The sequence below is a fragment of the Epilithonimonas pallida genome (genome assembly GCF_900182975.1).
Classification (GTDB): domain Bacteria; phylum Bacteroidota; class Bacteroidia; order Flavobacteriales; family Weeksellaceae; genus Epilithonimonas; species Epilithonimonas pallida.
Map to the genome: position 1 here is coordinate 208221 of NZ_FXUO01000005.1, position 14808 is coordinate 223028.

12 protein-coding genes and 1 pseudogene are annotated in these 14808 nt (G+C 36.1%); 7 read left to right on the forward strand and 6 right to left on the reverse strand.

Going from position 1 to position 14808, the window contains the following annotated elements; genetic code table 11:
* Positions 1-53 precede the first annotated feature (53 nt).
* From QOL71_RS11415 to QOL71_RS11435, 5 genes are all read left to right on the forward strand, one after another.
* Positions 54-1040 carry a CBASS oligonucleotide cyclase gene (locus QOL71_RS11415; RefSeq protein ID WP_283417039.1) on the forward strand — a complete coding sequence of 329 codons (987 nt, stop codon included), beginning with the start codon at positions 54-56 and terminating at the stop codon, positions 1038-1040.
* Positions 1041-1048: 8 nt separating this feature from the next.
* Complete coding sequence (locus tag QOL71_RS11420) at positions 1049-1558, forward strand: HORMA-1 domain-containing protein (RefSeq protein ID WP_283417040.1); 510 nt, start codon at positions 1049-1051, stop codon at positions 1556-1558.
* 2 nt (positions 1559-1560) lie between these two features.
* Entirely contained in the window at positions 1561-2445 is an 885-nt protein-coding gene (locus QOL71_RS11425; protein WP_122027989.1) for an AAA family ATPase, read from the forward strand.
* Positions 2442-3263: an SMODS-associated NUDIX domain-containing protein gene (locus tag QOL71_RS11430; RefSeq protein WP_265144823.1), complete on the forward strand. Its 822-nt coding sequence runs from the start codon at positions 2442-2444 to the stop codon at positions 3261-3263. Before QOL71_RS11425 ends, QOL71_RS11430 begins: the two co-directional genes overlap by 4 nt.
* A gap of 530 nt (positions 3264-3793) precedes the next feature.
* Positions 3794-4513, forward strand: coding sequence for an IS1 family transposase (locus tag QOL71_RS11435; protein ID WP_283417041.1), 720 nt, complete (start codon positions 3794-3796; stop codon positions 4511-4513).
* A 286-nt stretch (positions 4514-4799) separates the two neighbouring features.
* On the opposite strand, the gene QOL71_RS11440 is transcribed toward QOL71_RS11435, so the two are convergent.
* The 6 genes from QOL71_RS11440 to QOL71_RS11465 form a co-directional block, all read right to left on the reverse strand.
* On the reverse strand, positions 4800-6095 hold the full coding sequence (locus QOL71_RS11440) for an NRAMP family divalent metal transporter (RefSeq protein WP_283417042.1): 1296 nt from the start codon (positions 6093-6095) through the stop codon (positions 4800-4802).
* 157 nt (positions 6096-6252) lie between these two features.
* Positions 6253-6528 carry a hypothetical protein gene (locus QOL71_RS11445; RefSeq protein ID WP_283417043.1) on the reverse strand — a complete coding sequence of 92 codons (276 nt, stop codon included), beginning with the start codon at positions 6526-6528 and terminating at the stop codon, positions 6253-6255.
* Entirely contained in the window at positions 6503-7333 is an 831-nt protein-coding gene (locus tag QOL71_RS11450) for an alpha/beta hydrolase family protein (protein WP_283417044.1), read from the reverse strand. The genes QOL71_RS11445 and QOL71_RS11450 overlap by 26 nt, the downstream gene beginning before the upstream one ends.
* Positions 7330-7713 (reverse strand): DUF4890 domain-containing protein, encoded by a 384-nt coding sequence (locus QOL71_RS11455; RefSeq protein ID WP_283417045.1) that lies wholly within the window; start codon positions 7711-7713, stop codon positions 7330-7332. Before QOL71_RS11455 ends, QOL71_RS11450 begins: the two co-directional genes overlap by 4 nt.
* Positions 7714-7811: 98 nt before the next feature.
* Positions 7812-8591, reverse strand: coding sequence for a LytR/AlgR family response regulator transcription factor (locus QOL71_RS11460; protein WP_283417046.1), 780 nt, complete (start codon positions 8589-8591; stop codon positions 7812-7814).
* Positions 8588-9607 carry a sensor histidine kinase gene (locus QOL71_RS11465; protein WP_283417047.1) on the reverse strand — a complete coding sequence of 340 codons (1020 nt, stop codon included), beginning with the start codon at positions 9605-9607 and terminating at the stop codon, positions 8588-8590. Before QOL71_RS11465 ends, QOL71_RS11460 begins: the two co-directional genes overlap by 4 nt.
* A 327-nt stretch (positions 9608-9934) precedes the next feature.
* Between QOL71_RS11465 and QOL71_RS11470 the strand changes: the two genes are divergently transcribed.
* Both QOL71_RS11470 and QOL71_RS11475 read left to right on the forward strand, forming a co-directional pair.
* On the forward strand, positions 9935-10321 hold the full coding sequence (locus QOL71_RS11470; RefSeq protein ID WP_283417048.1) for a hypothetical protein: 387 nt from the start codon (positions 9935-9937) through the stop codon (positions 10319-10321).
* A 138-nt stretch (positions 10322-10459) separates the two neighbouring features.
* Positions 10460-14807, forward strand: a pseudogene (locus tag QOL71_RS11475) (CusA/CzcA family heavy metal efflux RND transporter).
* The last annotated feature ends 1 nt before the right edge of the window (position 14808 follow it).

Sequence of the window (14808 nt, forward strand, 5' to 3'; positions counted from 1 at the left end):
TTACTACTATTGTAGGAGAAAAGTTTGATGTAATAAATTTAATAAACAAAAAAATGAAATTATCAGACAAAGATTTACAGTTTTTTATTAGTAAAATCAAACTGCAGCCTGAAAACATGGGCAAGTATAGAGATCAGGTAAACAACCTGAAAGAAAAATTAAATAAAAAAATTGCTGAAGATGACAGACACGGATTAAAGGTTGAGAAATATCTTCTTGCTGGTTCGTGGAAAAAGCATACGATTTTGAAGCCTACAGGAGACCATCCCATAGATATTGATCTTGTGCTTTTTGTTACTGGTGATGAAGATATCCATAATGATATTGGGAAGCTTTTTGATTTTATTGTAGAATATTTGAAAGAAATTTATCCACAAAAAGACATTTCTAAAGATGTGGATGCTGCTGGAAATACAAAGTCGGTAACCATTTATTTTTCAGGCTCAGGATTAAGTGTTGATATTGTTCCTGTAGTCCCATTAAGCACACCAAAGGATTATGTATGGCAACCCAGCAGACACGGAAATGGTAAAAAGTATATTACCAGTATTTCCAAGCAGTTAAGTTTTTCACTTAACAAAAGACAGGAAAATTCTGCTTACACTTCAATTGTAAGAGCTATAAAATGGTGGAGAAATTACAAAGAATTAAAACCTTCTGATAATGAACCAGGATTATCTTCTTTTACGATTGAATTGATTGTTGCCTATCTTGACATAAATAAAGGAATCCAAACAAATATCGAAGAAGGAATCATTCGGTTTTTTGAATTTGTAAGTTCAACTGAATTTCCCGAAATTATTTTTCAAGATTCCATTCGTAGTGTTCCGTCGCAATACGATTCAGCTATTTATGTAGCAGACAACACTAATAAGGAAAACAATGTTGCAAAGAGAATGACCAAACCAAGATGGAACGAAATTATTGAAGAGGCTGAAGAGGCATTTGATACTTTGAACTTTGCTCAAGCAAGAAATAATGAAGGAGATACTATACAAGAATGGAAAAGTGTCTTCGGCCCAACCTTTAACATTAAATAAATTAAACTATGTACGGAACAAATACAAAAACCAATACTTATACGGTCCTTGATATACGAAAAACATTTGAAAGCTGTGAGGCAGATATCAGAACAATTGCCAGACGCACTAATAAGTGGACAATGGAATATGTAGATAAGGTTTTCCATGATGTGCTCAAATTTGCAGAAAAATATTATTTACAATCAGTAAGTATAACCTTGATTAATACTAATACGGGTTTACCTGTGAAAGCAGCTAAATTTATTGTAAATGATTTAGGTGATGCAACCGATAGCGAACGTGCTGGGAAAAATAATGATTGGCCAGATACTGATAACACTTCACTATCAATCATATTATCTCATACTCAGAAATGGAGGAGCTTAACTTCTGAAGACAAAGCAAATTTTCAAAAGGAATTAAAACTGAGTTGGGGGAGTACAGATATTAATACTAATTTTCCACATCTACAACAGTCAGACGCACAGTTGTACGCAAGCAATGGATATGAATTACAAAAAAAGAATTTCAAATAAATATGAGCACAATTTTCGATAATATAACAGAACTTCCTAGCAGAGAAATTGCAGAAAGAGCTAAACACTTAATAGGTTTTGAAGACAAGTATAGTAGGATATTCTCAAACTTAAAACTATTGTTGGATCAGGAAGGTCTAGTTGAGTGGAGTAAGAAATTCCACAAAACGGAACTACCCGTAATCTCACAACTCAAAGAGAAATATCCTTTAATTATATTAACAGGTGATGCGGGAACTGGTAAAACTGTTTCTGCAGAAGCTATTGCGGATAGAATGCTTAGAGAATTAAAAAAGGAGGGCTTTTTTCTAAAACTGAGTACTAGAGTAAGAGGAGAAGGTCTTCATGGGCAAATGGGCAATTTAGTAAATGATGCATTTGCTGAACTAAAAACCCAAGCAGGTAAGAAAAGAATAGCATTTTTACTAATTGACGAAGCAGATGCAATTGCTTCAACACGATCTACTATGCAGATGCATCAGGAAGAAAAAGCAGCTGTAAATACATTGATTCAAAAAATTGATGAAATTCGTGAACTAAATGGGCGAGCAATATTGTTTATGTCGACAAACAGATTGCATTTTCTTGATGAAGCTATTGTGAGAAGGGCGGCAATTATTTTAGAATTTGAGCGTCCCACCTTTGAGGAAAGAGTGCTTCTTTTTAAAACCTCTCTCGCTGGTGTTGAAATTACAGATAAGCAGTTAGAGGAATTGGCTAACCTGTCAGGAGAGGAATCGAACAATGGACTTTCTTTTTCTTTTTCAGATATAAGATTAAGAATATTGCCAGAAGCTGTTGCAAAATGTTTCCCGGATAAAGCTTTAGATTTTGAAACTGTTGCCGAGACAATTAAAAAACTTAATCCAAGCCCCAAAATTGTATGAAAAAAGGACCTATCTTTCTACAAATAATTCTGTCTGTTATTCTAATCGTTGGAGGATATATCGAAAAAGGAAACTGGACAGAATCTAAATATTCCACCACGGGATATATCACTTTACTTACCTTCATTGTAACTTTTGTATATGAAAACTACAATAGACTTGGGTTTTATTTCCAGTCAAAGGTTTTGTTAAAAAATACTGATGTTCGTGTTTCTATTTCATATCTGTATAGAATAAAAGTTGAAAATGAATACTTACTTGTTAAAAGCAGAACAAGAAAATATTTTCAGCCTGTGGGTGGTTGTTATAAAACGTTACCTGGCTGTGAAAAAATATTCGAAGAATTAGATGTTAGAGCTGATAGAAAATTTGAAACTGAAAAAGGAATAGCAAAAAATGATCTCCGTGTTCATGTAAAAGGTAAAAATCTAATTAAATTTCTTAAATGGTTCGATTCAAAAGAGGATCGTGAGATTTCGCCTTGGAGAGAATTTTGTGAAGAATTAATTGCGACAGAAATTTTAGAGTGGAGGCCTTTTAGATACATCGACTACAAGTTTAAGAAAAAAATTCAATCACCTATAATTGATCTGGATATGGGAGGTAAAGGTCTTTTTATTTATGAAGTTTTTGACTTAGTAATTAATGATGAGCAAATGCCATTACTTAAAGATTTAAAGAGTAAAACATCTGAAAATTACATTTGGGTTACAGATGAAGTTATTCAAACACTAGGGCATGAGACCGGGTCGAAATCTTTTCCGCATGAAATTGGGCCACATACAAAGTATGCACAAAACTTAAAATGGAGTAAATAAAAACATCAACTGTTGATTTTTATGACATAGTACGTAATCATTAGGAGGTAATTTGCATTGAATTTACTTAATTAAATTTTTACAATTTATCAAATATAAACCAGATTAGCACAAAAGTAATTTCCTAGTTTTTTAATTTCGTTTATTCAAATATATAATTGACAATTTTTGTTATCATGATTATTATTTTAAGAATGAAAAATATGGGAGGAATTTTTTGTCTTTGAAAGTCTGTGTTTTAGTGAAATTTAGTCTTGAAAAATTGTCTTTTTTTTGGTAAAACTAAAAAAAGACCTATATTTGCACTAGTAAAAACAAACAATCTTAAATCTGGTAATGGTACAGATGTGGAGTTTTTAATTAACTTCATTGATTATCAATACTGTACAAAGATATAATAGAAAAAACGATGTATTATAATGCATCGTTTTTTATTTTTGCCGACTAAAAAAGCAAAATAGCGACTCCGGAACGTAGTAATTTATGTCAGATGGTTCAAATGTGGAGTTACTAATTTACTTTAAATCATTATGAATAAACGGCGGAATCAATGTATTCACTGTAATTACAGCTACTGTATCAAGGCAGGAATAACATCTCAAAATAAACAGCGCTATCAGTGCAAAAAATGTAAAAAGAAGTTCATAGGGAACTATTCTTATCGTGCATACCATAAAAGTACTAATCACAATATTCAACAGCTGATAAAAGAAGGAGTTGGTATTAGAGGAATTAGCAGATTACTTGATGTCAGCAAGACGACTGTACTAAAAAAGATTTTAAAAATCGCTTCTAAGGTTGTTAAGCCACCAATCCCTCAGAATATTACAATCGAAATTGATGAGTTAAAAACATACACTCAAAGTAAAACCAATGAACGGTGGGTAGTTGCAGCCTATTGCAGGGAGACAAAGAGAGTAATTGACTATAAGCTTGGCAGAAGAACGACTAAAACGCTACAATGTATTATAGATACTTTGCTTTTTGCGAATCCTAAAAAGATATACAGTGATCGTTTGAATATCTATCCTAAATTAATTCCTAAGCATCTTCATAGCACAAAACGAAGAGAAACCAATCATATTGAGCGGAAATTCCTTGATTTACGAACTCATATAAAGCGATTGGGAAGGAAGAGTATTAATAAAGCTCAAAAAGATAAATATACAGACGCTATATTGAAGATTTATTTTTGGGGAATATCTCTTAATGAAAATAAGGAATCTAAAAGTTTGTCATACTTAAACTAAGTTATTTTATTGTAGTGGCTATTTATTTAAATGTTTGAATCTATAATTAGTCGGCAAATTAGATTATGCAATAGATGATAGTTTTTGATTCTATACACTCAAATATACATACTGTCTCCCATAAAATCATAAAATGAAAAATTTAGATACTTTAAACAATACAATATCTGAATATTTTGTGAGATATTGGTAGCGACCGATGGGTATTTTATTTATAGTAAATTACCATCCAGGTATATTCTAGCAGTACGCCTATAATCAATCTTTTAATATTAAACCCCAAACTTTAGATCGTAAAAAACATAGCAATTGATGCTGCAGCCATAAAGAAAAAAGTTGCCCACAATAAACTTTTTGAAAGCCATCTGCTTTTGAATTCTCCCATAATACTTTCACTTGCAGATATTCTGATGATAAGAAACAAGAGAGGCACGGCAGCTACACCATTGAGAACAGCTGTGTAAACAAGAGCCTTCACAGGGTTAATCACAATAAAATTCATACACAGACCAATAAGTGTAGAAATAATAATGACCATATAAAAACCTTTTGCTTTTGTAAATTTCAGGTTTAAACTTGCATTCCAGTTGAAAGCTTCGGAAACCGCATATGATGCCGATCCTGAAAGAACGGGCACGGCAAGTAATCCCAATCCAATGATTCCTGTAGCAAATATGATTTTTGATATCAACCCCGAATTTGGAAATGACTGCACTAGAGGTTCTAAAGCTTTTGCTGCATCAGCCGCAGTATTAATATCTGTTATATGAGCGCTATGCAGAACAGTTCCTCCAACCAATATAATACACCATGTTGTAAATTCAGAGATGACCATCCCTATACTATTATCTTTTCTCATTGCATGAATATGACGCCATCCGATGTTGGGCTTTCCGTCTTGGATAAGACCTCTTTCATTTTCTTCTTCCACTTCCTGGGAAGCCTGCCAAAAGAACATATAAGGTGTAATCGTTGTCCCAAATACTCCGGTGATTATAAAAAGAAAATTGAAAGAAAACTCAAAATGAGGAACAATAGAGGCTTTTAGTACTTCTTTCCATGGCTGATCAATAATAAAAGCTGTAAGCGGGTAGGCAAGAAGTGATAATGCCAGCCATTTAAGAACTTTTGAATATACCCGATAACTGGTGAAGACCTCTAATGTAAGTATACTAATAGTAAAAAAAAGCATTAGTATAACAATATCGGCCGGAATAATTAATTGTGCGGCAGCTGCCATGGCCCCAATATCTGCTCCGATATTGATCGTATTAGCAATAACAACCAATCCTACCGAGCTGTATAGGATTTTTTTACTGTAATGCTCTTTAATAACTCCTGTTAGCCCTTTACCGGTAACCATTCCTATTCTTGCACAGGCTTCCTGTACGGCAGTCATGAACGGGAGCATATAAAGCGCGGTCCATAATTGGGCATAGCCAAACTGGGCTCCCGTCTGAGAATAAGTAGCAATGCCTGAAGGGTCATCATCAGCTGCTCCGGTTGTAAGTCCAGGACCTAAAAGACCAAAGAATTTTTTGATTTTTTTTGTTTGATTTTCGACCTGATGTTTGACAGACATTATTAATTGTTTTTGAATACAATATACTATTAATTGATCATTTTTTTCGATCCGCTGAAGTAAAGAGTTTTTCATCATTAAAAAGACTTTCCGCATAGCGGGAAAGTCTTTTTAATTATTACTTTAAATGTGTTTTTAAGAAAAACTGCTTTTCATATTAGTTGCAGTAAGAAATTCGAGGATTGGTACTGTCTCCGCATTGGAACTGATATTTTCCTTGCGGATATTTCGGTGTGGGATTATCTGTAACTTCAAGCGGAGTCATCGATTGACCGCTATAGGAAGGCATGGTAATCTGCGCAGCGGAACCATTACCTAAAGCAACATTTTTGGCACTGGCATTACCGTTAAAGCTGTAATCCATCATGGCGTCCAAAAGCCGGTACACACCATAATAGTCCAATGCATCAAATACTTTTCGGGAACTTGGCATTGCGTGGTCTGTGACATAATTGTATCCCGTTAACAGTGGATGATTTAATATAAACGAAATCTTTTTCAGCATTAGAAATATTGATGTTTTTAAAGATATCGATTGCCATTCTGTGATCGTTGACATCATCTTCATCATAGACCTGGGTAATCATTTTGGTATTAGAAGGGAAGCTCTGCAATTGCTGTTGGGTGGTTAATGTACTATTCCAGTTAAAAGAATACCATGGAGCCATAGTGAAAAGAAAACGCCCGTTTTGCCCCCAGCCTTTTTCCGTAAATGCTTTATAGGCAAGATCAATACTTGCTCCACCACCAAAAGAATGTCCCATAAAGCCTACTTTCTGAGTATCAATAATGTTGGGATAATCTGCGGCAGCCTTTATGAAGCCTTCCCACAGGGTTTGGTAACGGTGATCAACACTGATGTCAATGGTGCGGTAAGGCACAAACACCACTACATAACCTTTCTTGGCAATAAAGTTATACAGCTCTATATTGTATTCTTTATCCTCACCACCAAAGGGATGTGAAAAGAATATAGTAGGTCTGGGAGAAGTAATTCCTTTAGGATAGAAAATTGAAACCTGTGTTCCCGTATACTGCGGATTACTAAAGTCAATTTCGGCCACTTCATAATTTCCGTCTGCGCCATATCCTGATGCCGGTTTCTGAATAGGTCCTTGAAAGCTGTTGCCAAGTTTTGGCTGAATAAGAGCAGCTTCGTCAGCGTCGTTAGTGCTTTGAGAGCATGCAGAAGCAGTAATAAACAAAATCATTACCCATGGATAGAATAGCTTTTTCATTTTCTTTTTTCTTTTAAAGTTTGAACCATCTGATCTTTAATTTCCTCATATTTTTTGTATTGTCCTGCATCCAGAATTTGGCTCAGGGCATTGGATTTTTCTTTCTGTAAAGCTTTCAGTTTTTTGAATTTAGCGAGTTTACCTTCGTTACTTTGCAGAATCGGATCATTTTTTTTGGCATACTGAAGATTAAGAGCAGAGACCTGCTCAACCTGCTTTGTATTTAATGCTAATTTATTTGTCATCCACTCCGTCATCATCTTTGCACGCTGCTCGGGAGTACTGTCCTGTAGTTTTTTTGCCTGTGCCGTTACATTTGCAAATGTCATACATAGAAATGCTGTCACAAGAATAGGCCATTGTTTTTGTTTTAAAATCATCTTGGAAATTTTAATATTTGATGAAACAAATGTAGCAAGAACGATTATTTCCTTTAAGATAAAAAAGGATGAGGCTGCTAAATTCCGGGGTGAATTCATTATTGATCCAGCCACTTTCTAAAGTGCATCGCTTTTGCTTTACTGACAAGGATCTGTTCCTGAGGTAGCGGATGTATTTTGATCAGCAGTCTGCCATTAAAGAAATATTCTACGGCATCTACAGCGCTCTTATTGATAATGAATTGGCGGTTAGCCCTGAAAAAGAGAGTGGGATCGAGCTCATGTTCCAGCTGTTCCAGGGTAAATTCCACTACATATTGTCTGCCATCGGCCATATGTGCGTATACGATTTCATTTGCGGTATGGAACCAATTGATTTTAGCCGCGTCAACAGGGATAAGCCTGCCACAGTAATGAATAAGGAAGGATTTTTTATATTGCTTTGTTGTATGTTGTAGCTCCTGTAGCAAAGATTCTGTTTTGTCCTGTCCATTTTTTGAATCATCAGCAATAAGGGTATCATATTTATGTAAAGTCCGCTGTATTTCTTCTGTGTCAAAAGGTTTTAAAACGTAATCAATACCGTTATTACGGAATGCTTCGATAGCATAATCATTATATGCAGTAACAAAAATAACTGGTTTTCTTATATTGATCTGTTTAAAGATTTCAAATGATAACCCGTCAGAAAGCCTGATGTCCGAAAATATCAGATTAAAATCACCATCGTCTAATGTAAACCAATCTATAGCTTCTGCAATACTTTGTAAAATCTTCACAATTTGAATTTCCGGATTGACTTCTTTCAGAATATACTCAAGATTTCTTGCGGTTGCAACTTCATCTTCGATAATGACAATATGTAAGTTTTTTTTCATAATAAGGGAAGCTTTACGATGAAATATTCTTTCGTCTGGAAAATCTCTATTTCTTTATGGAGTTGCAGTTTGTATCTCTCATTCAGGTTGGTAAGACCAAGCCCGGTGCCTTCTGTCTCACTGATGGAGGGCTGGAGATTATTTCGGATAATAAGCCATTTGTCTTCTTCATAAATCTCTACAGTTAAAGGATGTGAAAGAGTAGCTTTGTTATGTTTAACAGCATTTTCCACCAGGGGTTGCAGTGATAAATGAAGAATTTGTTTGCTTATACAATCTTCGCTGATATTGATATGAATCTGAAATGCATTTTCCAGCCGCATTTTTACCAGCTGTATATAGGATTTCAAGTGCTCAAGCTCTTTCTCAAGATTTACTAGATTGTTACCTGAACGAACCAGCGTATATCTGAAGATTTTGGAAAGATGGAGAATATAGTTTTGAGCCAGATTTGGATTTTCCCTTACTATGGCAGAAAGGCTGCTCAATGTATTGAATAGAAAATGCGGGTTAAGCTGTTCCTGGAGCAATTGCAGTTGTGCCTTAAGGTGAGCGGAATTGAGCTGCTCGTTGATAAGGTCCTTATTTCTGCTTTCACGCATCAGAAGAATAAGGCGGATAACAACTGCAATCATGATACTGCTGAGCAAAAACCGGGCAAAATATCCTCTGATTCTTCCTCCCGTAAGTTGGGGAGCCCCAAAGAGCAAAGAATGAATCATACTTCCCAGTATAATTGCTGCCACCAACACCAAGACATTGAATATATAGAGTCTCCAGTATTGTTTGTTTTCTCTAAAGACACTCAGAAACTTACCCTGGGACAGGTTAAGATACAGTAACAAAAGGCAGAATGCCATATTATATAAAAACTGGTAGCCATATTCCCCGATATTGAACTGCCAGTAACGGGCGATAATCCCATCACTGTTAAGGGCCATCAGTTTTGCAGAATTGACCATTAGTGTGATCAAAAAGGCACTGTAAAGATATATTTTTCTTTCATTCTTATTCATTAATACAAAGAAAGCAAAATATTAAAACCGATGATATAATAAATGGTTGAAGCGGTAAAAGTTGGTGGTGAAATAATAAATTCTGAAGACCTTATCGTAAAGATTCATGGGTAGCAATAGACTTAGAATATCACATATATTGGGGAATTGCCAACATTGTTCAAACGCAATTCTTATTCATTGACTTTATAGGTATGAGATAGATTATAGAGACTTTATCAATTTGCTGATTAGAAAGAGTATTATTAAGAAAATATAATAATGAAAAACCAATGATTGGGCTTATTTAAAATCGTTCTTAATGAAATATTTCATAATTTTGTTATAGTGAAAAAGCTGATTTCCATATTGTTGTTATCCCTTTATTTGGTTTCTACAACCGAACTATATCAGCTTTTGAAAATGCCGCTTCTCATTGAGCATTATTTTCAGCACAAAAACCTTAATTCTGAAATGTCGTTTACTGCATTTCTGAAAATGCATTATGATCATCCGGTTAAAGATAATGATTATGATCAGGATCAGAAGCTACCTTTTGTTTCACACGCAAGTCCTCTTTCTGTTGTATTTACCGTTAATCCAATTTTAGACCTTCATTGTATAGAAAAGGTATATAACCCTATTGGTATAAAACAAATTCTTTATGAAAATGTCCTTTACAATAAGGAAATTTTAAATTCTATTTGGGAGCCTCCAAAATTTTATCAATCTTAATCTATTTTTTTCAATCATTCTCTGATTGAGGGTATTCTGCTTTGCCATAAAGTATCTGTAAAGATGCAGATGCATTCATGGTGTGCTTCAGAATACCTATAACTTATCTCAATAATTAAGATTAATAATCAATCATTTATGCTTACAAAAATCATTGAGTTTTCTGTAAAGAATAAACTCATTATTGCATTGTTGGTATTAGGGCTTATTGGAATTGGTTCCTATCAGGTCACTAAATTACCGATAGATGCGGTACCCGATATTACCAATAATCAGGTACAGGTTATTACCATTGCACCTTCTTTTGGAGCAACGGATATAGAACGACTTGTTACCTTTCCTATAGAACAAGCCAATAATAATATTTCAGGATTAAAAGAGATCCGAAGTTTTTCGAGATTCGGACTATCTCTTGTTACCATTGTCTTCGAAGATAATGTTGACGTTTATTGGGCCAGACAGCAGGTTGCAGAAAGATTGCAACAGGTACAGGCTATCATTCCACAAGGGATAGGAAGTCCTCAACTAGGACCTATTTCCACGGGACTAGGTGAAATTTTTCAATACGTGGTAAGGCCCGAAAAAGGATATGAAAAAAAATACAATATCACGGAGCTTCGTACAATTCAGGATTGGATTGTAAGGAGGCAGCTTTTAGGTGTAAAAGGAGTTGCAGAAGTCAGCAGCTTTGGAGGAAAGCTAAAACAATATGAGATTGCAGTCAATCCGGATAGGTTGAATGCGTATGGAATCACCATTAATGATGTTTTCGATGCCCTACAAGCCAATAATCAAAATACAGGAGGTGCTTATATTGAAAAAGGACCTACCGTTTTATACATCAGAAGTGAAGGTTTGGTAGGGAACATTGAAGAAATTAAAAATATTTCCATTGCTACAAAAACAAATGATGTTCCATTGTTTATAAGAGATATTGCAGAGGTAAAACCGGGTTTTGCCACCCGATACGGTGCGATGACCTTTAATGAAGAAGGAGAAGTCTCAGGAGCGGTCGTTATGATGCTCAAAGGTGAAAACAGTAACCAGGTGATTAAAAATGTAAAAGAGAAAATTGCTCAGATTCAGAAGACCCTTCCAAAAGGAGTGGTGATAGAACCTTTCCTGGATCGGACCAAAATGGTGAACAATGCCATCGGAACAGTAGAGAAAAATCTTACGGAAGGTGCGTTGATTGTCGTTTTTGTCCTGGTTTTATTTCTGGGAAATATAAGAGCGGGATTATTGGTAGCATCAGTAATTCCCCTAGCGATGCTGTTTGCCATTTGTATGATGAATCTTTTCGGAGTCAGTGGTAATCTGATGAGTCTGGGAGCTCTGGATTTCGGTTTGATTATCGATGGGGCGGTGATCATCGTAGAATCTGTTCTGCATCAGTTCAGTCATAATTCAAAATTCAAAAAGATTTTTGCTGTCGGAGCATCAGAAATGGATACCGTTGTTATAGATTCAGCTGGAAAAATGATGAACAGCGCCGTTTTCGGACAGATCATTATCCTGATTGTTTATCTACCGATTCTTACCTTACAGGGAATTGAAGGGAAAATGTTCAAACCGATGGCGCAGACCGTTGCTTTTGCATTGTTGGGAGCATTTTTATTGTCGTTAACATATATCCCAATGATGAGCTCCGTTTTACTGAGAAAAAGAAGTGAAAAACCTACTTTTTCAGATAGGGTGATGAAGAAAGTAGAGAAGATTTATCTTCATACTTTACTTAAACTTCTTAGAATTCCTAAAACGGTTTTTGCGGTTGTAGGAGTCTTATTCATTACAGCTGTTTTCATTTTATCCAGAATGGGAGGAGAGTTTATTCCATCTCTTGAAGAAGGCGATTTTGCGGTGGATACAAGAGTTTTGCCCGGAAGTAACCTTACAACAACGATTGAAAGCACCCAAAAGGCTGCTCATATTCTCAAATCCAGATTTCCTGAAGTGGAAAAGGTGGTTACAAAAATTGGAAGCGGGGAAGTTCCTACCGACCCAATGCCCATGGATGCTTCCGATATGATGGTTATTTTAAAAGATAAAAAAGAATGGACTTCAGCTTCCTCTTTCCCTGAACTGGCAGATAAAATGGGTAAACAACTTCAGGATGTTCCCGGAATTACCGCCAGTTTTCAGTTCCCTGTTCAGATGCGTTTTAATGAATTAATGACGGGGGCAAGACAGGATGTTGTCATCAAGATTTTTGGAGAAGACCTTGATGTGCTTTCCCAAAATGCCCAGAAGCTTGGGAAAATTATTGAAACAGTAGAAGGAACCCAGAATCTTTACATAGAACCTGTTTCGGGAATGCCTCAGGTAATTATAGAGTACAACCGTCCTCTGATTGCCCAGTATCATCTGTCTGTTTCAGATATCAACAGAGTGGTGAATACTGCATTTGCAGGACAGAGTACAGGATTGGTATTTGAAGGTGAAAAACGCTTTGATATGGTTGTACGTCTGGATACCAAAGACCGGAAAAATGTTACCGATATTAAGAACCTTTTGGTTCCCACACCTTTTGGAAATCAGATTCCGCTGTCTCAGCTTGCCAAAGTGGAAGTGAAGAACGGTCCCAACCAGATTCAGAGGGAAAATGCTCAAAGAAGAATTGTGGTAGGTTTTAATATAAAAGGCAGGGATGTTCAGAGTATTGTAGAAGAACTTCAGCATAAGGTAGATCAGAAGATGAAACTTCCTACGGGATATTATATGACGTATGGAGGCTCGTTCGAAAACCTTAATAATGCCAAGCAGCGCCTTATGATAGCAGTTCCTATTGCTCTGGCTCTTATTTTCGTAATGCTTTTTCTGGCCTTTAATTCTGTTAAAGAAAGCCTATTGATTTATACCGCGATTCCACTTTCTATTATTGGTGGTGTATTTCTGATGGCGCTCAGAGGAATGCCTTTCAGCATCAGTGCAGGAGTCGGGTTTATTGCTCTTTTCGGAGTGGCGGTGCTGAACGGGATTGTTTTGATATCTGAGTTTAACCGTCTTCACAAGAGAGGAATTAAAAATATTGTAAGAATTATTATTGATGGTGGAGAATCGAGGCTTCGCCCGGTTCTGATGACAGCGTTTGTCGCTTCACTGGGCTTCATTCCCATGGCTGTCAGCAACGGAGCAGGTGCTGAGGTACAGCGGCCTCTGGCAACGGTGGTTATTGGAGGACTGATGGTTGCAACTTTTCTTACCCTGTTTGTCTTACCATTATTGTATGTAACTATTGAAAAAGGATTTAAAAATGAAAGAAATAAAAAATAAAAAACAGGTTTCCATTCTGACCTTTTTGGTATGCTTCGGTTTTGCGGGGCTGGTCAACTCCCAGACTCCCGTTACATTGCAGGAAGCTGTTGATATTGCTTTGAAAAATAACAGGAATCTTAAAAATGAGAAACTAAAGTCAGAATATGCAAAAGCCCTTATCAGGTCATCGTCTGATATTCCTCAGACGGGCGTAACAGTAGATTATGGGCAGATCAACAGTGCACTGACGGATATGAAATTCGGAATATCGCAGAATATAGCATTTCCAACTGTATATAAAAAACAGAAGAACGTATACACCGAGGAATGGAAAAAGTCTCTGCTGAACGTTTCTCTTAAAGAATATGAACTGAAGAAAGTTGTGAGTCTTACTTTTTATAATATTCTGTACGGGAAAGAAAAAGAAAAACTTCTTCAGGAAACATTAAAACTGTACACTGATTTTCTGGATAAGGCAAATATCCGCCTGAAAGCAGGAGAAAGTAATATTCTGGAAAAAACGACGGCTTCCAATCAGAAGTCTGCTATTGAAATTCAGCTCAAGCAATTACATCAGGAACTTTCAGTTCTGGGATATCAGCTTCAGTGGCTTTTAAATGCAGAAACAGATTTTCTTCCGGAAGATCAGAAAATTTATCACAGCGGTCTTAAAGAGGATCTCAGCTTACATCCGGCCATTAAAATATTGCAGCAGCAGAAAAACATCTCTGAGCAGCAGATTGCCCTTGAAAAAGCAAAAATGCTTCCCGGACTGCAGCTGGCATATAACCTCAACAGCTTCAGAGGGATGGGTGCAGATGATAAAGTGTACAACGGTGCACCCCAGTTTCATTCTGTACAGCTCGGGGTTTCGGTGCCTGTTTTTTCAGGCGGGCAGAAAGCCAGAATTCAGGCCGCAAAAATTGCTGAATCTGTTGTGGAAAGTGATATTGCCAACATGGAATTCAATCTGCAGAATCAGTACAGAAAGGCATCCGGGATTTATCAGGCTAACCTTGACATTGTTTCCCAATATGAGAGTTCGGAATTGAAAAACGCCGATATCATTACTGAAACAGCTAAAAAACAATTTCTTGCCGGCGAGATCAATTATCTGGAATTTGTCATCCTGATCAATCAGGCGGTTACTTTAAAAAGCAGCTATACCGATGCGGTCTGGAAACTGAATCAGAGTGCTATAGAACTGGAATACCTTACTTTAAACTCATAAT